Source organism: Alcaligenes sp. 1735tsa3 (assembly GCF_024134565.1).
Classification (GTDB): domain Bacteria; phylum Pseudomonadota; class Gammaproteobacteria; order Burkholderiales; family Burkholderiaceae_B; genus Alcaligenes; species Alcaligenes phenolicus.
Genome location: NZ_CP099862.1, coordinates 1,814,330 through 1,833,043, shown reverse-complemented (window position 1 = coordinate 1,833,043; position 18,714 = coordinate 1,814,330). Strand labels below are relative to the sequence as shown.

Annotated in this window: 21 protein-coding genes and 1 riboswitch; of the genes, 9 read left to right on the top strand and 12 right to left on the bottom strand. The window is 57.9% G+C overall.

Annotation, left to right across the window (positions count from 1 at the left end; translation table 11 throughout):
• Nucleotide 1 precedes the first annotated feature (1 nt).
• On the top strand, nucleotides 2-538 hold the full coding sequence (locus NIZ92_RS08455) for a YcnI family protein (RefSeq protein ID WP_083053694.1): 537 nt from the start codon (nucleotides 2-4) through the stop codon (nucleotides 536-538).
• Nucleotides 539-585: 47 nt separating this feature from the next.
• Entirely contained in the window at nucleotides 586-2,208 is a 1,623-nt protein-coding gene (locus NIZ92_RS08450) for a CopD family protein (protein ID WP_254003085.1), read from the top strand.
• Nucleotides 2,209-2,380: 172 nt separating this feature from the next.
• On the opposite strand, the gene NIZ92_RS08445 is transcribed toward NIZ92_RS08450, so the two are convergent.
• The gene (locus tag NIZ92_RS08445) at nucleotides 2,381-3,610 is read right to left on the bottom strand and encodes a glycosyltransferase (RefSeq protein ID WP_254003084.1); all 1,230 of its coding nucleotides are present in this window, start codon (nucleotides 3,608-3,610) and stop codon (nucleotides 2,381-2,383) included.
• Nucleotides 3,611-3,710: 100 nt separating this feature from the next.
• Between NIZ92_RS08445 and NIZ92_RS08440 the strand changes: the two genes are divergently transcribed.
• Entirely contained in the window at nucleotides 3,711-4,316 is a 606-nt protein-coding gene (locus tag NIZ92_RS08440; RefSeq protein WP_254003083.1) for a TetR/AcrR family transcriptional regulator, read from the top strand.
• A gap of 165 nt (nucleotides 4,317-4,481) precedes the next feature.
• Here NIZ92_RS08440 and NIZ92_RS08435 read toward each other — a convergent pair whose 3' ends face one another.
• The 4 genes from NIZ92_RS08435 to NIZ92_RS08420 all read right to left on the bottom strand — a co-directional run bounded on the left by NIZ92_RS08435 (nucleotide 4,482) and on the right by NIZ92_RS08420 (nucleotide 6,544).
• Nucleotides 4,482-5,024: a TetR/AcrR family transcriptional regulator gene (locus NIZ92_RS08435; protein WP_083053697.1), complete on the bottom strand. Its 543-nt coding sequence runs from the start codon at nucleotides 5,022-5,024 to the stop codon at nucleotides 4,482-4,484.
• Complete coding sequence (locus NIZ92_RS08430; protein ID WP_254003082.1) at nucleotides 5,021-5,557, bottom strand: dihydrofolate reductase family protein; 537 nt, start codon at nucleotides 5,555-5,557, stop codon at nucleotides 5,021-5,023. Before NIZ92_RS08430 ends, NIZ92_RS08435 begins: the two co-directional genes overlap by 4 nt.
• Nucleotides 5,558-5,746: 189 nt before the next feature.
• Nucleotides 5,747-6,133: a hypothetical protein gene (locus NIZ92_RS08425; protein WP_031232143.1), complete on the bottom strand. Its 387-nt coding sequence runs from the start codon at nucleotides 6,131-6,133 to the stop codon at nucleotides 5,747-5,749.
• Nucleotides 6,134-6,289: 156 nt separating this feature from the next.
• Nucleotides 6,290-6,544, bottom strand: coding sequence for a hypothetical protein (locus NIZ92_RS08420; RefSeq protein ID WP_009454626.1), 255 nt, complete (start codon nucleotides 6,542-6,544; stop codon nucleotides 6,290-6,292).
• Nucleotides 6,545-6,637: 93 nt separating this feature from the next.
• Here NIZ92_RS08420 and NIZ92_RS08415 point away from each other — a divergent pair, with 93 nt between their 5' ends.
• Together NIZ92_RS08415 and NIZ92_RS08410 are read left to right on the top strand one after the other, a co-directional pair.
• On the top strand, nucleotides 6,638-7,426 hold the full coding sequence (locus tag NIZ92_RS08415) for a helix-turn-helix transcriptional regulator (protein ID WP_035267993.1): 789 nt from the start codon (nucleotides 6,638-6,640) through the stop codon (nucleotides 7,424-7,426).
• Between the two features lie 81 nt (nucleotides 7,427-7,507).
• Nucleotides 7,508-8,485, top strand: coding sequence for a LysR family transcriptional regulator (locus NIZ92_RS08410; RefSeq protein ID WP_254003081.1), 978 nt, complete (start codon nucleotides 7,508-7,510; stop codon nucleotides 8,483-8,485).
• 4 nt (nucleotides 8,486-8,489) lie between these two features.
• On the opposite strand, the gene NIZ92_RS08405 is transcribed toward NIZ92_RS08410, so the two are convergent.
• Nucleotides 8,490-9,422: a nitronate monooxygenase family protein gene (locus tag NIZ92_RS08405; RefSeq protein ID WP_254003080.1), complete on the bottom strand. Its 933-nt coding sequence runs from the start codon at nucleotides 9,420-9,422 to the stop codon at nucleotides 8,490-8,492.
• 3 nt (nucleotides 9,423-9,425) lie between these two features.
• Nucleotides 9,426-9,971: a cytochrome b gene (locus tag NIZ92_RS08400; protein WP_254003079.1), complete on the bottom strand. Its 546-nt coding sequence runs from the start codon at nucleotides 9,969-9,971 to the stop codon at nucleotides 9,426-9,428.
• A gap of 590 nt (nucleotides 9,972-10,561) precedes the next feature.
• On the opposite strand from NIZ92_RS08400, the gene NIZ92_RS08395 reads away from it, so the two are divergent.
• Both NIZ92_RS08395 and NIZ92_RS08390 read left to right on the top strand, forming a co-directional pair.
• Nucleotides 10,562-10,939 (top strand): hypothetical protein, encoded by a 378-nt coding sequence (locus NIZ92_RS08395; RefSeq protein WP_254003078.1) that lies wholly within the window; start codon nucleotides 10,562-10,564, stop codon nucleotides 10,937-10,939.
• Between the two features lie 6 nt (nucleotides 10,940-10,945).
• On the top strand, nucleotides 10,946-11,335 hold the full coding sequence (locus NIZ92_RS08390; RefSeq protein ID WP_083053701.1) for a tautomerase family protein: 390 nt from the start codon (nucleotides 10,946-10,948) through the stop codon (nucleotides 11,333-11,335).
• Nucleotides 11,336-11,350: 15 nt separating this feature from the next.
• Here NIZ92_RS08390 and NIZ92_RS08385 read toward each other — a convergent pair whose 3' ends face one another.
• From NIZ92_RS08385 to NIZ92_RS08365, 5 genes are all read right to left on the bottom strand, one after another.
• Nucleotides 11,351-12,784, bottom strand: coding sequence for an efflux transporter outer membrane subunit (locus tag NIZ92_RS08385; protein ID WP_254003077.1), 1,434 nt, complete (start codon nucleotides 12,782-12,784; stop codon nucleotides 11,351-11,353).
• Between the two features lie 9 nt (nucleotides 12,785-12,793).
• Complete coding sequence (locus tag NIZ92_RS08380) at nucleotides 12,794-13,723, bottom strand: HlyD family secretion protein (protein WP_254003076.1); 930 nt, start codon at nucleotides 13,721-13,723, stop codon at nucleotides 12,794-12,796.
• Nucleotides 13,716-13,910, bottom strand: a complete 195-nt coding sequence (locus tag NIZ92_RS08375; protein WP_035268004.1) for a DUF1656 domain-containing protein — start codon at nucleotides 13,908-13,910, stop codon at nucleotides 13,716-13,718. The genes NIZ92_RS08380 and NIZ92_RS08375 overlap by 8 nt, the downstream gene beginning before the upstream one ends.
• Entirely contained in the window at nucleotides 13,903-16,008 is a 2,106-nt protein-coding gene (locus NIZ92_RS08370; protein WP_254003075.1) for an FUSC family protein, read from the bottom strand. The genes NIZ92_RS08375 and NIZ92_RS08370 overlap by 8 nt, the downstream gene beginning before the upstream one ends.
• 116 nt (nucleotides 16,009-16,124) lie before the next feature.
• On the bottom strand, nucleotides 16,125-17,057 hold the full coding sequence (locus tag NIZ92_RS08365; protein WP_060185923.1) for a LysR family transcriptional regulator: 933 nt from the start codon (nucleotides 17,055-17,057) through the stop codon (nucleotides 16,125-16,127).
• A 132-nt stretch (nucleotides 17,058-17,189) separates the two neighbouring features.
• Nucleotides 17,190-17,308, top strand: a riboswitch (TPP riboswitch).
• A gap of 44 nt (nucleotides 17,309-17,352) precedes the next feature.
• Between NIZ92_RS08365 and NIZ92_RS08360 the strand changes: the two genes are divergently transcribed.
• On the top strand, nucleotides 17,353-17,826 hold the full coding sequence (locus NIZ92_RS08360; protein ID WP_060185924.1) for an NUDIX hydrolase: 474 nt from the start codon (nucleotides 17,353-17,355) through the stop codon (nucleotides 17,824-17,826).
• On the top strand, nucleotides 17,823-18,647 hold the full coding sequence (gene thiD / locus NIZ92_RS08355) for a bifunctional hydroxymethylpyrimidine kinase/phosphomethylpyrimidine kinase (RefSeq protein ID WP_254003074.1): 825 nt from the start codon (nucleotides 17,823-17,825) through the stop codon (nucleotides 18,645-18,647). The genes NIZ92_RS08360 and thiD overlap by 4 nt, the downstream gene beginning before the upstream one ends.
• The last annotated feature ends 67 nt before the right edge of the window (nucleotides 18,648-18,714 follow it).

The window sequence follows — 18,714 nt, the reverse complement described above, 5'->3', positions numbered from 1 at the left end:
AATGTCGATTTCTTCTACGTCTTTCCGTGCCACTCTGGGCATGGCTGCCGTGCTGTTCGCGTCTTCCGCTGTGGCACACGTTTCCCTGCAAACCAAGCAAGCCCCGGTGGGCAGCAGCTACAAGGCGGTTCTGTCCGTGCCGCATGGTTGCAAAGGCTCTGCCACCACCAAAATCCGTGTCCGTATTCCTGAAGGTGTGGTCGGTGTCAAACCACAACCCAAAGCAGGCTGGACGCTGGAAACAGTAAAAGGTGACTACAAGCAGGCTTACACGCGTTGGGGTGCCAAGGTCAGTTCCGGTGTTCAGGAAGTGGTCTGGGCTGGCGGCCCTTTGCAGGACGAGCACTATGACGAGTTCGTGTTCATCAGCTACCTGGCCGATGAGCTCAAGCCCAATAGCACGCTCTACTTCCCGGTTGTTCAGGAATGCGAACAAGGCGTGGAGCGCTGGATTGATCAGGCAGCGCCTGGCACCAAGGAAGCGGCTGACCATTCCGACGCCCCTGCTCCTGCGCTGCAACTCTTGCCCAAGCCTTAAACACCCAGGCGGCTGATGCCTTTGGGCATCAGCCTGAAGGAGATCTTATGCAAACGCAGACCCTGCGTCGGCAGGCAGCTTGCCACCCACTGCTCGTGCTACTGCTTGCCTTGCCGTTGCTGGCCTGGGCGCCGGTGCTGTATGCCCATGCCTCCTTGGTCGCCAGCAAACCCGATAGCGGCACGGTGCTGGCCCAGGCTCCCAGTACAGCCAGCCTGAGCTTCAATGAGACCGTATCGCCCTTGCTGATTAAGTTGATTCGTCCCGATGGTTCCTCCAAGGAGCTGGAGGACGTTCTGACACAAGACCAGCGACTGGAACTGGCCTTGCCGCCCATGGAAACCGAAGGCACGTATGGGCTGAGCTGGCGGGTTATTTCTGCTGACGGCCATCCCGTAGGCGGAACGCTGACGTTTTCCATTGGGGCACCCAGCTCAAATCTGGTGGACAGCACCCACAGCAATCCCCTCAGAAATGGACTGATCTGGCTGGCCCGACTTCTGGGCTATGTGGGCCTGTTTACGGGGGTAGCTTGGGTGGTCTACCGCGCCTTGGCTCCAGCATCAAACAACACATCAGCGAGTCAAGGTCATATCGCGCCACGCATGCTGACTTTAGGGGCCGTCGCCTTATTGCTGAACCTGGGCTTGGTGGGTGTCGATGCCCTGGACTTGCCTCTGTCCGCCCTGTTCGGCACGGCCGCCTGGCAAACGGCTGCATCGACCTCCATGGGCCTGGCGGTGCTGCTGGGCTGGCTAGCTCTGGCCTGTGCCGCCTTATCCTGGAAAGCGACACACTCCACTAGCCAGAAATGGCTGGCTGCTTTGGCGCTGATTCTTCTGGGAGCTTCCCTGGCGTCCAGCGGACATGCCAGCACAGCAGATCCCGTCTGGCTATCTCGGCCCAGTGTCTGGCTGCATGTCGTGGCGCTGACACTGTGGATTGGTTCCTTCCTGCCTTTGGTTTATGCACTTCAGCATGCTCAAGAATCCCGCTTGCTGACGCTGTTCTCGCGCTGGATTCCCGCTGTCCTGCTGGTTCTGGTCCTGAGCGGAGCCGCGCTGATCTACGTGCAATTCGATCAACTCGCTTCGCTCTGGGAAAGCCGATATGGACAAGTGCTCAGTACCAAGCTGATTCTGGTCCTGCTCTTGCTGGGTTTGGGAGCCTACAACCGCTATCGTCTGACTCAAGCCGTCTTGCAACAGCGTAGCGATGCCCGACAGGCTCTGCGACGTGTGGTTCGTCTGGAATATGTGTTGGCGGTGCTGATCCTGGCCGTGGCCGCATTATGGCGCTTCACCCCGCCCCCGCGCGCCCTGGCCCAACTAGTTCCACCCAGCGTTTCCAGCCATATTCATACCGAAGCCGGTATGGCAGATCTGTTGTACATCCCGGCCTCCACCCAGCACCCAGCCATTCTGACCGTCTCTTTATACGAGCCGGATTTCAGTCCTCTGAAGGCTCAAGAAGTGGAGGTGATTTTCAGCAACCCGCAAGCCGGGGTGGAGTCCATTACCTTTCCGGCGGAACTCACGCGGCAGGATCAATGGGAAGTGAGTAATGTCGAGCTGCCGCATCTGGCCAGCTGGAATATTCGTATTCAGGTGCTGATTTCAGACTTTGAACGCATACACCTGGATAGCACGCTGGATTTGCAAGCCAACTAAACCCGGCATCCCGGAATCAGAACGGCTTCATAAAACGTTTGGTGGCCTCAATAAAGGCGCGAACATTGGGATGATGTTTGCGCCCGCCTTCAAACAGTAAAGACACCGGCAAGGCAGGCGCTTCATCATCGCGTAGCGAAGGCACCAGCCGCCCTGAATTAGCTTGCTCTGACTAGCGCATCAAGGCTTCGATCGCCGCGACGGCTATCGTCACCCCATCTTCCTGCGCCATATCCCGCGCGATCTGTTGAGCGCGTGCTCGCACCGAGTCTTGCTGAGCAAAGGCCAAAGCCGCTTGCAGTTGAGCGCTATTGACCCGTTTGCCCGATAAAGGCTCCGGCGCGACACCCAAGATCGCCAGCCTGTGCGCCCAAAAAAACTGATCACCGGCAAAGGGCAAAACAATGGACGGCACACCCGCTCTGGCGGCTGAATGCGTGGTTCCCGAGCCGCCATGGTGGATAACAAGGGACATGCGGGGGAATAAATGCTGATGCGGCACCTCGCCCACCTTGAAGAAATTGTCTGGCAAGACCGCCTCTTGCATACCACTCCAACCGGGGCTGAACACCACGCGGCGACCTTGCATGGCTTCAATCATCATTTCAACAAAACGCTCACGATCAAAACCGGCCATGCTGCCAAAACCTATATAAATCGGTGCCTCCCCCGATGCCAGAAAAGCTTCCAGCTCCGCATCCATCGTCCAGTCCCCAGACGGCATGATCCACTGACCACACAAGCGCGCATTGTCTGGCCAGTCCCTGGGCGGAGCCAGCAAGCTGGGAGAGACACCGTACAACATGGGATGGTCGGACCAGACCTTGTTCTGGGCGGGCAGCCCGCAGATTTGTTGCCGAGCCTGATTGGTAACTCGCTTAAATGCCCGCCACAGTAGCGCATTTACCCACTCATGACTGCGTTTGTTCAAAAAGCGCGGCACCTTGGTCGGTGGCAAGAAGGGAGAGGGAAAGGCGGCGGTGGGCGTGATGGGTATCAGCCCGGTACCAATGGCCTTAATGCCGCGACGCTCTGCCACGGACAGCCCCACAAAAGCGGCCAGACCCGAAACGATAATCGCGTCACAACCCTCGCTGGCATCCAGCACGGTTTGCATCCAAGCGGGTGTGTTGACAATGGCAATCGCCGACAGCGCCTTGGCCGTTTGTTGAAAACCGCCCTTTTCCTGCACCGCACTGGACAAAATCTGCCCAGGCATCAGGGCCTGCCGTATATCACCGGCCAGAGGCAGGCAAGGCACACCCAAGGTTCGGGCAGAGCTTAAAGTACCACCGTCCGCCAGCAGGCAGACTTCGTGCCCCGATGCCATCAAACCCGCCGCCAAGGTGGCAAGCGGACGTACATCCCCCTCGGTACCATAAGTCACAAGCGCAAATTTCATGATCTGGCCTTGATAGCGATAACAGCTCGCGATAACAGCAATGGCATCATAATATTGCATGTCGTATACTTATGCAATTCGTATACTTTTTTAAACTGACATGACTACAGACCATGATCCGGGTCGCCGGGAACGCAAACGCCTGCTCATGCTGGAACAGATACGCCAGACAGCGGCCACTCTGATTGAGCAGCACGGCTACGAGGCTGTGACCATGGAGCAGATTGCAGACCGGGCCGATATCGCCAAGCGCACCTTGTACAAACACTTCCCCAGCAAAGAGGCGGTGCTGGCGTTTCATGTGGATGCGCAGCTAAAGCAGGATCTGGCCTATCTGCAACATGAGGTGGCTCAGTGCCCTACGTTTCAGGCACAGGCTTTGTGCATTCTGCGTGCCTCGGCAGACTGGTGCACCGAACACCCAGAGTTCTTGAGAGCCTATCTGCGCCATCAATTGCTGAATACAGGCACAGCCAGCAAAGACAGTGACATCACTCAAACCTGGCAGGCATTAATTGCCTTAGCCCAAGACTCGGGGGAGTTGAATCCGTCACTAAGCCCCGAGCAATTGGCCCACTGGTTTCATCACCTGTACTTCGGAGCCATGCTGCGCTGGCTGAATCAGCCCGAGCTGTCCTTGCATCAGGAATTCGAGGACATGACCCAGTTGTTCTTGCAGGGTGCGGCAGTAAAAGGCACGGCATAAAAAAAGCAGGAAGGGCCCCTGCTTTTTCGTGACTGACCTGACGAATCAGAATCAAGTCGCGTCATCGTAAATAGCGCGGCAAATCAGAATCAAGCCGCACTATCATGGCTAAGCAGGCAAATCTGAATCAAGCCATGCCATCGTGACTATCCAGGCGAATCAGGTTCAAGCCGTACCATTGAGCGCCATCAACAAGCGATCCAAAGCCTGCTCATAAACACGCTGCGCCGCTTCATCGTTCGTAATAGAAGCAGGCAGACCGCTACCATGGGCATGGTCGATCAAGATGCCCAGCCATAGTTCCGGCTCCTCGGTGCAGTCCGCCAGTAAGCTACGCAAGCGCTGGGTAATCTCCTGCGTCACCCCGGCAAAGGCAGCTGGATCGCTGAAGATGGCCACGGTCAAATGCGGATGACGGCTAACCGCCTGGTGATAGCGCAGCAAAATCCGGCGCAGTTCCGAGCCTTCCTGCTCATCCAGACCTTGCAGCACCTGGGCATACACCCGGTCGGACAAGACGCGCAACAAGCCTGCCCGATCCGGCACGTGGTTGTACAGACTCATGGGGGTCACGCCCAGACGGGCGGCCAAAGCACGCATACTCAAACCTTGCTCGCCGCCCTCGTCCAGAAGCGCCAGCCCAGCGTTCAGAATATCGTCCAATGTCAGGCCGGCGCCTCCAGCCGGACGTCCTCGCCCCCGGCTCATGACTTGAACTGATAACGAGACTGTACCAAGCCGGAAGGAAAGCTCTGGCTGGAGAGCAAACGCCAATCCATATCCTGATTCACATCGCCAAACAGTCGGCGGCCTTCACCAATAAGAACCGGCATGGTGGAAAGAATCATCTCGTGCACCAGACCAGCCCGCAAGAAGGACTGGATAAGCTGGCCGCCGTCTACATAAATACGTTGCAGATTTTCTGCTGCCAATTGCTCCATCAGTTGCTCGGGAGTCTGGCGGGAGAAACGGACTTTGCCTTGCAGATGCTCAGGAACCGACGTGTCGGCCAGTTGTCTGGACAAGACCACCACAGGCAGCTGGTAAGGCCAGACGTCAAAAGTCAGGACTTTCTCGTACGTCCCACGTCCCATGACCACCGCATCCTTGTCCGCAATAAAAGCCATATAGCCGTGATCTTCCGCAGGATCGCTGCGCTCCAGTAACCAGGCAATGTCGCCGTCCGGTTTGGCGATGAATCCGTCCAGGCTGGCTCCGATGAAAACGTGTGCAGTGCTCATGATCTACCCTTTATATATACGGTGTATATTTTATAGATAAATCTGCAACTGGAAATAAAAATCTGCGCTCAGCTCTCTCCCGCTCCAGCGCTGTCTGCCTTAGCGCACAAAAAAACAGGCCGCATCACACGGCCTGTGGTCCCTCTTTTGATCGGATACCCTCTTTCTGGCAGCCATGCCGCCCGCAATTTAACGGGCCAGCAAACGGCTGGCCTCAAGCCTGGCTTCGCCTTCATCAACGACAAAGCTGAATTGCAGGCCCAGCACCCGGCCCAAGGTCTGCTGTGCCAGGCGTGCGGCGGCAGGAATGGCCCGCCCCTTGCTGATCACCACCATGCCAGCGCACAAATCCTTCAAGCGCTGCTTGTTCTGCTTGAAGAACAAGGCACGTTGCTTGCGATCCTCGTGGCTTTCCTCATGGGCATGATCCCCACCGCCCAACCTGTCAGTCAGCAAGACAAAGCGTTGGCCCCGATTCAACAAGGCCTCCAATTGATCCTGCGCCTGTTGCGGCGTTTGCTGCGAGCTGTGTTCTCTTAGAAACACCAATGGAAACTGCGTGTCATCAACTTGCATAAGCGGCTCCTTGCCATCAATAAAGACAGCCAACATCGAAGCGGCGCACGCCCAGATGCGGAGGGCTTCCGAAAGCATGCATCAAGCCGCTAGGTAAGTACAGCCAAGCGGTATCGCGCAACAAATACGGTCGAACCGTTGCGCCTTCACCTCTCATCACAGTCTGGACTCCACAAAATCGCGCAGTTGGGGATCTCGAATCTCCAAGGCATCAAACAAGCCTAGTGCTTTCAGAGCCGGCAAGGCCGCCACAATATCGTTCAAGGCGCGCTGGCGTTGAGCGTCGCTGACATCAGGCTGGCGCAAGGCGGCAGCATTAGCCAGAAACGCGCCTACCGTGCCTTTGCGAATGGTGGTGCCATCAATCTGAACTTCACTGGCGTGATCGGGAAGAATGTCATGGGCTTGCATGTGTCACTCCTTTATTCATCAAGGTTTTCAGTGTAAGCAGAAAGGTTTTGGCAGCTGTACACTATATCGGTCAATAGATAACAAAATTACGCCATGCCTGAACGCAAGATTGGTTTGCATGATTTTCTGAACTTTCCCGAGCACCCCGTCCTGTTCGCCGTCACCGGCAACCATGACTCGGAGCTGTCCTCGCGCCCCCATCAACACGCTCGCGGGCAGTTGTTCGGCTCCCTGCGCGGCCTGCTTTCCGTTGGAGTGGAGGACGCCGTTTGGGTAGTACCCGCCATCCATGCCGTCTGGCTGCCGCCGCACGTCCTGCACTCAGGCCAATCGCACGGCCCTTTTCATGGCTGGAGCGTCTATATAGACGAAGCAGCCTGCGCCGATCTGCCTTCCCAGGCCTGCACCTTGCGCACTTCCGGCCTGCTGCGTGAAGCCGTGCTGCGCGCCTGCTCCTGGGATTTGATTCCCGCCGCGCCCTTGCCCCAAGCCCAGGCTCATATTGCCTCCGTCATCCTGGATGAAATCCGCAGTCTGCCCATCGAACCTTTTGGGCTCCCGCTTCCCCAGGACCCGCGTTTGCAGCGCATTGCCCGCGCCCTGATTGCCGACCCCAGCAACAATCAGGGCATGGAACATTGGGCCGACTGGGCGGCGGTCAGCCTGCGCACTTTAAGCCGCCGTTTCGTGACAGAAACCGGCTTTAACTTCACCGCCTGGCGTCAACGCGCCCGCCTGATGCGCTCCCTGGAAATGCTGGCAGCCGGTGCCCCTGTCGCCACCATTGCCTACGATCTGGGGTATTCCAGCCCCAGTGCCTTTATCAGCCTGTTCCGACGCAGCTTTGGTCACACCCCGGCGAACTACCGCAATCAACTGTAAGCCCCTCAAACCGCTTTACGACTCATCAGGAATGCCATAAAGTGATTAAGTAGAAATCCACGCATCACTTTCAGACATGGGATGGCCGAGATGGAAATGCGCCAATTACAGATTTTTTGTGCGGTTGCAGAGCATGGCAGCTTTACTGCCGCTGCCCAGAAGGTGCACACCGTGCAATCGAACGTCACCATGCGCATCAAAGAACTGGAGGCCGAACTGGAACAGCCATTGTTCATACGCCAGAAAAGTGGTGTGGTGCTGACTCCGGCTGGCCATACCTTTCTGGCCTACGCCCGCCGTATCTTGCAACTGACCGAAGAAAGCCGTGCCGCCCTGCAAGACACCGGCACTCCCAGCGGTCTGCTGCGTCTGGGCTCCATGGAGACCACGGCCGCCATCCGTCTGCCCCAGGTTTTGACCCAATACCGCGAACGCTATCCCCAGGTTCAGTTGTCCTTGCAAACCGGCACCACGGCCGAGCTGATCAAGGCCATTGAGACCCACCAGCTCGATGGTGCGTTTGTCGGTGGCTTTCATCAAAACGTCGCCCTGACTCAAGAAGAAGTGTTTGAAGAAGAACTGGTGCTGGTCAGCAGCAAGGCGGTGGAATCCCTGCCTGCCCTGATTGAAAAAATTCCCCAACAAACCGTACTGGTCTTTAGAACCGGCTGCTTTTACCGCTCTACGCTGGAACACTGGTTTTATCAGGCTGGGCTGGTGCCCAACCAGATCATGGAAATGGGCACACTGGACGGCATTCTGTCCTGCGTGGCCTCGGGCATGGGCATTACCTTGCTGCCCAAAGCCATCGCCCAGAACAGCAGCTTGCGCCTGCCCGTGCAATGCCACGAACTGCCGCCTGAGGTTGCGCGTGTCAAAACCGTGTTTATCCGTCGTGCTGATGCCAATCCTGGCTCGGCCCTGCGCAGCTTTGTGGCCCTGGCTCAAGCGCAGTTCGCCCAATTACCCAAACTGGATCAGGGCGAGGTCGAACAGCCTGCTCTGACGGGCCAGCCTGTGGGTCTGTCCAGCAGCGCCGCACAGGCTTTGCCGCAGTAAGGCATCAGGACAGGCCCAGGGCCAGTTCCGCGACCCGTTCTGCCGCTGGCACAATGCTGTGGATCTTGCCGACGCCCTGACCGGCATACAAAGACAGTTTCCTGGCCATTCTGTCCTTATCAATCGCCCGTGCCCCGCCTCCAACCAAACGCAGCACATTCCACTTGTCGCGGTTGGGAATCACGCGATGCGGCGTGCCATAGGTCCAGCCAAACGAATAGCCGGTGCGATATTCCGTATCGTCCGTGCTGGCTTCCAGAATCTTTTGCTTGTAGAGCGGATGCGCGTTGGACTCCTCGCTGGCCAGAAAGGCCGTGCCCACCAATACGCCGGAAGCCCCCAGGCTCATGGCCGCCCTGACATCCTGGCGGGTCGTAATCCCGCCTGCCGCCAGTACGGGACGACCTTGCGCACAGTCCAGAATCGCGGGTAGTAAAGACATCAGGCCAATGGTGCCGCGATTCAGATGGCCACCACCCTCACTGCCTTGGGCGACGATAATGTCGGCCCCATGCGCAATCGCTTTACGAGCCAGAGCCACCGTGCCGGTTTGCACCATCACAATCATGCCGGCGTCTTTGGCGCGGGGAATCATGTCGGCGGAATAGTCCTCGGCATAGAACAGCGACAGGATGCGAGGCCGCTCCTGCAAGATCACTTGAAACTGGGCCTCGAACACCTCCGGGCCACCAAACTGCGGCACCACATTCACCCCGAAAGGCTGGTCCGTCAGTGCCCTGGTTTCGCGCAGCCATTTACGCAGCATCAAAGGTGCCAGGCGCAAGCCGCCCAACACGCCCATCCCGCCCGCATTCGCTACCGCCGCCACCAATTGCGGCCCGGAAATAGCGGCCATGCCTGCCAGAAAAATCGGGTACTGCACTCCGCACATCTGCGTGATGACATTGCCCGCAAAGTCTCGATTTGCTTCGCTCATGATTTACAACTCCACCTGTTTGCCCAAGATGCGACGCAAGGCCAGATTCTTCAGTACGAAATGGTTTTTGAATGCCCCGAAAAGGTGCAAGGCCAGCCCCGCCAAAAAAGCCGTGGCGCCAATATTGAACAGCACATCAACCACGGCCTTGACCTGCTCATTCGGGCTGATCAAGGTAGGCAAAGCCAGGCCTCCGGGCAGCTCCACCGCCACGCCAGCCGCCGCACGGGACAGCCAGACGGCGACGGGCAGCAGCACCATCGCCAAGGCCAGGGCTGTCGCCACGGAACGGGCCACTATTACTTCCACCGGGTTGGGCGAGCCCACCGGCAAGGGATGAAAAGAGGTCACCCGCGCCCAGAAGCGGTAGATGGAAATCAGGAACAACAGCGTCCCCAGCAGATTTTGCAGCTGTACCAATCGCGCATCGCCGGGGCTTTGGGCCATGGCCACCCCCAAGCCCAGAATGGAAAACAGCAAGGCCGCAACAAGCCAGTGCAGCACAATAGTGATGGGCGAGAACCTGAGTCCGTTGTCGCGCAATTGCATGATTAGCTCCTTGAAAAGCTCACCGGGGGCAAGTCCTCTACAGTGCAATACCGAGAGTGATACGTCGTGAGCCACCTGCCCAACAGGTGCAAGCGGCCAGTTTCGGCAGTCAGCTTGTCGCCTGCAGGCCTGGGCCTGTGTCACAGTGGCCTCAGAGCCTTGGCTGTGCCAAGAACCGTCGTTTAGAAGCCCTGACGATAGGCGCAGCAACCAATCAAGTAAAATGATGAATACTGATTAATAAAATCTTTTTTAGTGATTTATAAACAGGAAATTCTTCTCAGAACGCCACGCGGCAGGCGTGCAACCTTCATCATCAAGCCGTCCAAGGGCAACGAGTAACACCCGCTGTAGTTCGCAAGAAACCGCAGGCTCGTCCAGGCCTCGCCTACATGAATCTCTTTCTTATCATTATTAGTGATTCATAGAATCATTATTCATCATTTTACTTGATTCATTCAGTCTTCTATCTTCCCTATCGATAGCCCTGCTATCCCGCCCTCAAACCAGGAGACTGAAACCATGACTCGCCCAGCTGCCTATCTTGAACACTGCAAAAAAAGCCACGTCTTGCCCGGCTTTTGAAGCTTATGGTGACGGACGCTCAACGCGACATCATCAAGACCGCTGCCCCGCTGCTGGCAAGCGGCGACCAAGCCCTGACCACCTATTTTTATGAATTGATACTGCGCGACTCCCCACCGATGAGCCCCTTGGTCAGCCAGATCGCCAACAATCACCTCGCTCTACAGATCCAGCCCGAGCATGCCCCAATGATGAGCACTTGCCAGTTGCAAGCCATACGCGAAGAGCTGATCGCGAGGATGACAGGCAACGAGCTCATAGATGGATGGGTCGCCGCCTATCAACAGTTGTCGAATTTGCTAATCGAAGCCGAACGTCTGATTTACGACGATATGGCTATCACTTCCGGCGGCCTTGCAGACCGCAGTCCCAATCAAGAATGAACCATCATGCCACTACTGAAATTTGATCTGATTCAAGGCCGCAACGACAAAGAGCTGCGCCTGCTGCTGGACACCGCGCATCAAGCCATGGTGCAAGCCTTTGATGTTCCCGCCAGCGACCGCTACCAGTGCGTGACCCAGCATCGTCCCGGCGAGCTGATACTGGAAGACACCGGCCTGGGCTATCCGCGTAGCGACAAGGTGGTACTGCTGCACATCGTGTCCCGCCCCCGCAGCGAGAATCAAAAAATTCAGTTCTACCGTTTGCTGGCAGAGCGGCTGGAGCAGAACTGTGGCGTCTCGCCCAATGATCTGATCATCGCTCTGGTCGAGAACAGCGATGCAGACTGGTCCTTCGGGCGTGGACGAGCGCAGTTTTTGACGGGGGAGCTGTAATCCGATTGCTGCGTCTCAGCTTTCCTGCCAGCCTGCTCCCAGCGATTTATACAGAGCAATGGCAGCCAATACCTCGTCCCACTGGCTAAGCGTCAAGGCATCTCGTGCCTGATTGGCGCTACGCTGTGCCACCAGGATCGGCAAGTAGGCACTTAAGCCTGCTTTATACAGTTGCGTCGCGTGCTCCAAAGCCTGTTCGCTATCGAGCAGTGCGGCCTGCAAAGACTTCTGACGTTGTACCTGGCTATGCAGAGAGGTCAAGGCATCTTCCACCTCCCGCAAAGCCAGATGCACATCACGCTCATAAATCAGTTCAGCGGCTTGCGCCTTCGCTTGTGCCGCTTCGATGCCCGATTGCGCAAGGCCACCATCGTACAAGCTGTGCTCCGCTTGCAGCCCTGCCGCCCACAACAGACTGGCACTGGAAAAGATGTCGTGAATCACGCTGACGGCAGTCCCTATTCCCAAGGGAATCCGGAACGTCGGAAAGCGTTGTGCCTGGGCTTGACCTATATGCGCCGTGGCCGCAGCCAAACGCCGTTCATCTGCTCGCAAGTCTGGCCGGGAGCGAATCAGATCCGAGGGCAGGAACGCGGGCAATTGCGGCGGCACGGGCAAGGCAGGCGCGGGTTGCGTCAGAACCGCATGCCAGTCGCCCGGAAAGCCGCCCGCCAACACACCAATGCCATGACTGAAACGGGCAATGTCGGCTTCCAGTATCGGGAGCTGCGCCTGTGCCATTTCACGCTCGGCTCTGGCCTGCAAAAGTTCAGACTGACGAGCCAACCCGCGACGTCGGGATTGCTCCACCAACTGTTCGGTATCGCGCAGATTGCGCACATTGTCCCTGGCAATATCCAGCCGTCTTTGCGTCGCCCGCAAACCGGCGTAATGGCTGACCAACTCGGCAATCAAGCTGACCTGCAAACCACCGTGGTCCTGCGCCAACGCTTCAATACCGGCATCGGCGGCCTCTATCGCCCTGCGAGTGCCACCAAACAAATCCAGCTCCCAACTGACATCCAGCCCCAACTGCCAGTTTCGTAACTCCCCTCCAGGTGGCGAGTCCAGAGCTTTACTATTGCGGCGCGCCTGCCCCGACGCCCCGGCTGATACCTGAGGGCCAAGATCAGCTGCAATCTGGCCGCGTTCAGCCTTGGCCTGCGTCAAACGAGCCACCGCAATATCCAGATCCTGATTACGGCTCAACGCTCTTTCCACCAGCGCATCCAGCGTCGGGTCCTGGAATTGCTGCCACCAGCGACGCAAGCTGTCCGGATCCTGCCTGGCAAAGCCTGTTTGTTCATGCAGCCACGCAGCGGGAAGCGGCTGTTTGGGCTCCACATAATCGGGGCCTACCGTCGTGCAAGCGGACAAGCTCAGAAGCAGCAGCACATAGGGTAAAAAGCGGCGTGCGCGGTGACGTTCAGGCAACAAAAAATTATCCATGCCCGCCTCTTAAAGCCAGCGCTGCAAAAAGGAACTGATGCGGCCTTGTGCACTGCCCGTGTTCAGCGCGGGGCCGACGGCCACACTGCCTGTCATCCCGGCCGCCAACAGCACATCCGCCGGCAAATCATCAAACTCCACCCGTACCGGAATCCGTTGCGCTAAACGAATCCAGCTGAAGTTGGGCTCCACGCTGGGCAAGCCCTGCGCATCCGCTTGCTGATTGGCATCAGTAATACCGCGCCCGATGCTGCTGACATGGCCGGCTATCAAGCCTTCATAGCCCATCAAACGAATACGAGCCTCAGCTCCCGGCTCAATACCCTGCAGCTTGGTTTCCTCAAAATAGCCCGTCATCCAGAAACTATGGGCATCCAGCAAAGCCATATTGGCCTGCCCCGCCACCGCATAATCACCCGCGTTCAAACGCAGGCGAGTCACATAACCATCAACAGGCGCGTACAGCACCGAACGCTCCAGGTCCAGCTTGGCCGCGTCCACAACCAATTGCCGGCTGCGCTGCTCGGCCTGGGCAATACGCACTGCGTGCTGAGCTTGCTGGATTTCTTCAGCAGGCAGCAGGCTTTCCATACCGCGACGGCGTTTGGCCTCTGCCGCCCTCTGGTTCAGGATGGCTGTTGCCGCCGCCAGTTCGGACTGCGCCTGCTCCAGCGCCAGCTGAAAACGCGCGGGGTCCAGGCGATACAAGACATCCCCCTTGTGAACCCGCTGATTATCAGTAACCGCCATCTCCCGCACCGTCCCCGAGACTTCGGGCGCGATACGCACAATTTGTGCGCTGACCCGGCCATCTCGCGTCCAGGGCGCCCGCACATAGGCGTTCCACAAAGCCATCAGCAAATAGGCTGTTATCAACAGCAAGAAGGCCGTCAGCACAAACCGGCTGACTGGCTTGATCAAAGCAGGAAATTTAGACATACAGAATCAAGGCCGAGACAAGGGACAAGGACAAGGCAAACTCAAACAAGGCCGGGTGCCAAACATGGCGCAACACGCCTGTGTGCACCAGCACGTAACGCAACCCTAGATAAATAGGCACCGCCAGGCAGACGTAGACAAAAAAAGGCGGGACATACATGCCCGCCAGGGCAACTTCACTAAGCATGAACAGCACTTCCTGATTGAAGGGAAACAGACGCCGGGTGGCGCTCCAGCAGCATCGCAATATCCAGCAGCACAGCAGCCAGACGCAGGCCATCATGTTGCGGCTCAGCGTCCCGGCACTGCACGGCCTGAGCAAGACGCCGGGCATGGCGCGCTGCCAAACGGGGTTGATCAGCCCGGCGAGCCATATGACGCAAGGTAGTTTTCAGGGGCTGGGACACATGGGCAGGCACCTGGGCTTGTCGTACATACGACTGCAAGCGCAGCAGTTCCCAACCCAGATGCACGCTGTCCAGAGCCTGCGACAAGGCTTGCTGCATTTGCGCAGGCTGCGCCTTTAATCCGGCTCCCAATTGCGCCAGGCGATGCTGCTGTCGCCAGCGCCAGATCTGCGGCTGAAAACGCTTGCCACGCAGCACCGCCAGACTGTTGGCGCGAATACGCAGTTGCAGACGGCTTAAATCCCGACTCAGTTTGCGAGGCCAAAACAGCTGAAAACCCAGCAAGGTAAAGAAGGTGCACAGCAACCAGGCCACAGAACTATTCACGAACAGTTCGAAGTCGTAATGCATGGGGTTGGATGGCGCGGCCAAGGTCGTAAACGACACCAGATAGGCCACACCGACCATGGCGTATTTGGGCACCGTGGTGGCATAAATGGCGGGTAACCAGAACAGCGACAGCACAATCAGCAGCAGTGGCAAGCCTTCGATCAAAGGCAGGACCACAAAGGTGCATAAAAAGGCCGCCACAATCGAAAGCGCAATGCCCTTGATAAATGCCATCGCCGCCGCAGGTGGGTTAGGTGCCGGGGACAACAAGGCGCAGGCTGCCGCCAGACCGGCTAGCATCATATTGCCGTCCGTCCAGCCCGTCAGAATCCAGAATGTGCCCCCCAAGAGCACCGTCAGCATGGCGCGAACCCCGTTTTCCAGTGCCAGCGAAATATCCCGATAAAAAGGAATGGCGGGATATGAGCTTTGCGTGGGCAAACGATACAGAGCACGCAAGCTATCCAGGGCCGCCAGATAATCATCCAGCTGCTCAATCAGACGATCCCCGGCAATCAGAAACGGAGCCGGTTCTGCCAGGCGCTCCAAAGGACCGGTATTCAAGATTTCCTGCAAGCGGGCACGCAGCGGCATCAACACTGCACGGGCTCGCTCCAAACCGTCCGGGCCCTGTGAAACCAGTTGGGCAACCTGCTTCCAGGCTTGCTCCCATTCTTGCCGCAAGGCCGCCAGGACGGGCATGGGTGTAAAGGTTTGCGGAAGCGGGCCCGCGCCCCCCAACATGGCGGAAAACAGGCAGGCAATGGCATGCCGCAAAGCGGTCGCCCGGGCGGCCAAATCGGCAGACTCCGCCTTGCCAACCGACAACAAATCATCCGCCCCGTACACATCCATCATCAATTGATGCCGTACACGCTCCTGCTCACTCTCTGCCGTCTTGCACGCATGAAGGGCCGCTTGTCTGCCCGCCAGTACACGGGCTGTTTCCGAGGCCAGGCGCAATAACTGGGCCTGCAAGCGACTGCGTACGCTACGGGTACTGAACAAGGCAGACACCACGCCCAGGCACAGCACGCCCACCAGCACCGAGGAACCCCGCCCAATAACATGATCAAAGCTCAGTTGCGCTTGCCCCATGGCGCCGTATACCGCCAGGCCAACCGTATAACCTGCCAAGGCCGCCCCGTAAGACTTGTAGTGGCGCAGCAAGCCCATGGCCATCACGCACAGGCCCAGCCAGAACGCAAAGCCCAGCAAGAACAGCCAAGGTTCCTGCCCGAAGGCACTCATCAACACAAAGGCGGCCAGCATTCCGACCAGCGTCCCCAGCACCCGCCAGGTTCCCTTGCCTATCACCGCGCCTTGCACCGGATTGATCACCAGTAGCACGCTGGATGCGGCGGAAAAAGGCGCATGCAGATCCAGCAAATAGGCTACTAACAAGGCCAGCCACGCGGCCAGAATGGAACGCAGGATGTAGCCTGCACGAGGGCTGGTGATATCCACGGAACTGAGGGCCAGACCCATCCGACCAAGAAAGGCTTTCAGCCCGGAGGCAGACTGCGGTGAGGGACTGGCAGACGACACAAGAGGACTCTTTACAGTGATGAATGAAAATCACTATAAAAGTCCCCAATGCGTCCGAAAAGTGAATTTATTGCACTCACTCAAGTGCGTGAAACGCACTTGAAAACCAATTTAAATTACAGCTTGCTGCGTTTGGCCGTCTGCGCATCGTCCTCGGTACACAAGCGATGGATGGTCGTGCGTAACCATTGGTGGGCCGGATCTGTCTGCAAGCGCATGTGCCAGGCCTGCACCAACATGGCTGTCTCCATGGGCACAGGCAAATCAAACACTCGGATCGCCAAGCCCGCCGCTTTGGCACTGCTTGCCAGATGCTTGGGCAGCGGCAGCAAAAGATCGGAGTCATGCAAGGCAAACAGCGCGGTGTAGGGATTGGACACCACCAGGGCCACATTGCGCTGCAAGCCACTGGCCTGTAACAAGGCATCCAGGTTGGATCGGCCCTTGCCCCGCCGCGACACATTGATATGGTCCCAGCGCACAAAGCGTTCCAGCGAAATGTCTTCGTCGAAGATAGGATGGTGCTCCCGCGCGACACCCACAAAATGCGTCGTGAACAAGGGCTGTACGTGAATATCCGGCGCCAGCTTGCGTGAGGCGCTGATAAACAGATCAATACGGCCACTACGCAAGGCATCGTCATCCATATCGTCCTCTTCGGGAGACAGGCGCAGCATGGCTTTGGGCATTTCCTTGGCCATGGCCTCCAGCAAATGGCCCAGATGCACATTCACAAATTCGTCCGTCGCACGCACATTGAAACTGCGCTCCAGGGACAGCAGATCAATCTCGGTATTGGAACTTAACACCTGGGTTGCCTGCTCCACCGCCGCCCGCACTTGTTCGCGCAAGGCATAGGCTCTGGGTGTAGGCAACAGCTTGCGCCCCACTTGCACAAACACGGGATCATCCAGCGTATCCCGAATGCGGCTCAAGGTTCGGCTCATGGCAGGCGGGCTCAGATTCATGCGCCGTGCCGCTCCCATGACGCTGCCCTCCTCCAGCAAGGCATCCAGTGCGAACAATAAATTCAGGTCAGGGCGAGCCATAGTCGAAGCTTTTCATGGTTGCGTCAAACGAAATCGTAATGCCATCCAGATGATACTCAAAGCATGCATCCGCCTGCCATGTCTGGGGACGAAGACAGGTATACTCGCCCAGACCGTTTTTACAGGAACGGTCTTTTCACCGAGGGGAGCCTGGCGAGCAGGCTGAGAAACTGCCCGAGCAGATTGCACCGCAGTGACCCGTTGAACCTGATCCGGGTCATGCCGGCGAAGGGACGGGTATGTACCTGCTCGCCGCTTGCTGCCGGATGGCTATCCTTGACTAGGAGTTGCTATCTTGTCTTCTGACCACTCTCCCTCCCCCGTCGGCCCGGTTGCCGCCACCCTGGCTGCCGTCATCCATCAAGACCGGATTTTGCTGATACGCCGCGCCAATAGGCCCGATGCAGGACGTTGGGCCTTTCCCGGCGGCAAGATTCGCGCGGGCGAAACCATCATGGCGGCGGCCCACCGGGAACTGGCCGAAGAAACCGGCGTACAAGGCCAGGCCCTGCAGATCTTTGATGCGCTGGATGTATTTGACCGCGAACCCAGCGCCACACCTTTGGCCTACTCGCATTTCATTCTGATTGCCGTGCTGTTCCGCTGGCAGCAAGGCGAGCCACAAGCGGGCGATGATGCGCTGGACGCGCGCTGGTTCAGCAATGCGGAACTGGACAGTCTGGATGTGGCACACAGCTTTGATGTAGTCCGAGTTGCCCGTCGGGCACTGGCATTGGCTGCCACTCAAGATCAAGCAGGCCAAGCATGATTCCCAATGTTTTGAGTATTGCGGGCACGGACCCGACCAGCGGTGCCGGTATTCAGGCTGATCTGAAAGCCATGTATGCCTTGGGCGCTTACGGCATGAGCGTGATTACCGCCGTGGTCGCGCAAAACACCCAGGGTGTGCGGCGTTTTGTGGCGCTGGAGCCGGACTTTGTGGCGGACCAGTTGGATGCGGTGTTTGAGGATGTGCGCGTGGATGCCATCAAGATCGGCATGATCGCCACTGCAGGGATTGCGGAAGCAATTGCAGACCGCCTGCACCATCACGGCCTGGACTGCCCGATTGTGCTGGACCCGGTCATGGTCGCCAAAAGCGGGGATCGTTTGCTCAGCCCCGAAGCCGTGTCCATCGTGCGCGACAAGCTGCTGCCCATGTGTACCCTGCTTACCCCCAACTTGCCCGAAGCGGGCGATCTGCTGCACAAACCGGAACCCGCCTCGCTGCAAGAGATGCACAGCACCTTAAGCGAACTGTGCTTGCTAGGCCCTGAGTGGGTGCTGCTCAAGGGCGGTCATCTGGATGGCCCGGACAGTGTTGATTTGCTGCAAGGTCAGGGGCAAAGCCATGTTTTTCAGTCGCCTCGCATCCCGACACGCAACACGCATGGCACGGGCTGTTCGCTGTCCTCCGCCATTGCTGCCCTGCTACCGGGCCGCAGCGTGCCGGCTGCGGTAGGCTTGGCCAAGGAATACTTGAATGGCGCTTTGGTCGCGGCTGACCAATTGCAGATCGGCCTGGGGCAAGGTCCAGTCCATCACTTCCATGCTTTGTGGCCAAAGCTGGAACCCCTCAAAACATCTTGAACTCAAAAGCCAGGCCGATTTCAACCTGTGGACCGCAGCACATCAAATCGGCCCGGCTCTCTGGCCC

Excerpts from the sequence above, each read along its gene's own strand:
- NIZ92_RS08455 (WP_083053694.1), top strand. The coding sequence starts at position 2 with ATGTCGATTTCTTCTACGTCTTTCCGTGCCACTCTGGGCATGGCTGCC.
- NIZ92_RS08450 (WP_254003085.1), top strand. The coding sequence starts at position 586 with ATGCAAACGCAGACCCTGCGTCGGCAGGCAGCTTGCCACCCACTGCTC.
- NIZ92_RS08445 (WP_254003084.1), bottom strand. The coding sequence starts at position 3,610 with ATGAAATTTGCGCTTGTGACTTATGGTACCGAGGGGGATGTACGTCCG.
- NIZ92_RS08440 (WP_254003083.1), top strand. The coding sequence starts at position 3,711 with ATGACTACAGACCATGATCCGGGTCGCCGGGAACGCAAACGCCTGCTC.
- NIZ92_RS08435 (WP_083053697.1), bottom strand. The coding sequence starts at position 5,024 with ATGAGCCGGGGGCGAGGACGTCCGGCTGGAGGCGCCGGCCTGACATTG.
- NIZ92_RS08430 (WP_254003082.1), bottom strand. The coding sequence starts at position 5,557 with ATGAGCACTGCACACGTTTTCATCGGAGCCAGCCTGGACGGATTCATC.
- NIZ92_RS08425 (WP_031232143.1), bottom strand. The coding sequence starts at position 6,133 with ATGCAAGTTGATGACACGCAGTTTCCATTGGTGTTTCTAAGAGAACAC.
- NIZ92_RS08420 (WP_009454626.1), bottom strand. The coding sequence starts at position 6,544 with ATGCAAGCCCATGACATTCTTCCCGATCACGCCAGTGAAGTTCAGATT.
- NIZ92_RS08415 (WP_035267993.1), top strand. The coding sequence starts at position 6,638 with ATGCCTGAACGCAAGATTGGTTTGCATGATTTTCTGAACTTTCCCGAG.
- NIZ92_RS08410 (WP_254003081.1), top strand. The coding sequence starts at position 7,508 with ATGGCCGAGATGGAAATGCGCCAATTACAGATTTTTTGTGCGGTTGCA.
- NIZ92_RS08405 (WP_254003080.1), bottom strand. The coding sequence starts at position 9,422 with ATGAGCGAAGCAAATCGAGACTTTGCGGGCAATGTCATCACGCAGATG.
- NIZ92_RS08400 (WP_254003079.1), bottom strand. The coding sequence starts at position 9,971 with ATGCAATTGCGCGACAACGGACTCAGGTTCTCGCCCATCACTATTGTG.
- NIZ92_RS08395 (WP_254003078.1), top strand. The coding sequence starts at position 10,562 with ATGGTGACGGACGCTCAACGCGACATCATCAAGACCGCTGCCCCGCTG.
- NIZ92_RS08390 (WP_083053701.1), top strand. The coding sequence starts at position 10,946 with ATGCCACTACTGAAATTTGATCTGATTCAAGGCCGCAACGACAAAGAG.
- NIZ92_RS08385 (WP_254003077.1), bottom strand. The coding sequence starts at position 12,784 with ATGGATAATTTTTTGTTGCCTGAACGTCACCGCGCACGCCGCTTTTTA.
- NIZ92_RS08380 (WP_254003076.1), bottom strand. The coding sequence starts at position 13,723 with ATGTCTAAATTTCCTGCTTTGATCAAGCCAGTCAGCCGGTTTGTGCTG.
- NIZ92_RS08375 (WP_035268004.1), bottom strand. The coding sequence starts at position 13,910 with ATGCTTAGTGAAGTTGCCCTGGCGGGCATGTATGTCCCGCCTTTTTTT.
- NIZ92_RS08365 (WP_060185923.1), bottom strand. The coding sequence starts at position 17,057 with ATGGCTCGCCCTGACCTGAATTTATTGTTCGCACTGGATGCCTTGCTG.
- thiD (WP_254003074.1), top strand. The coding sequence starts at position 17,823 with ATGATTCCCAATGTTTTGAGTATTGCGGGCACGGACCCGACCAGCGGT.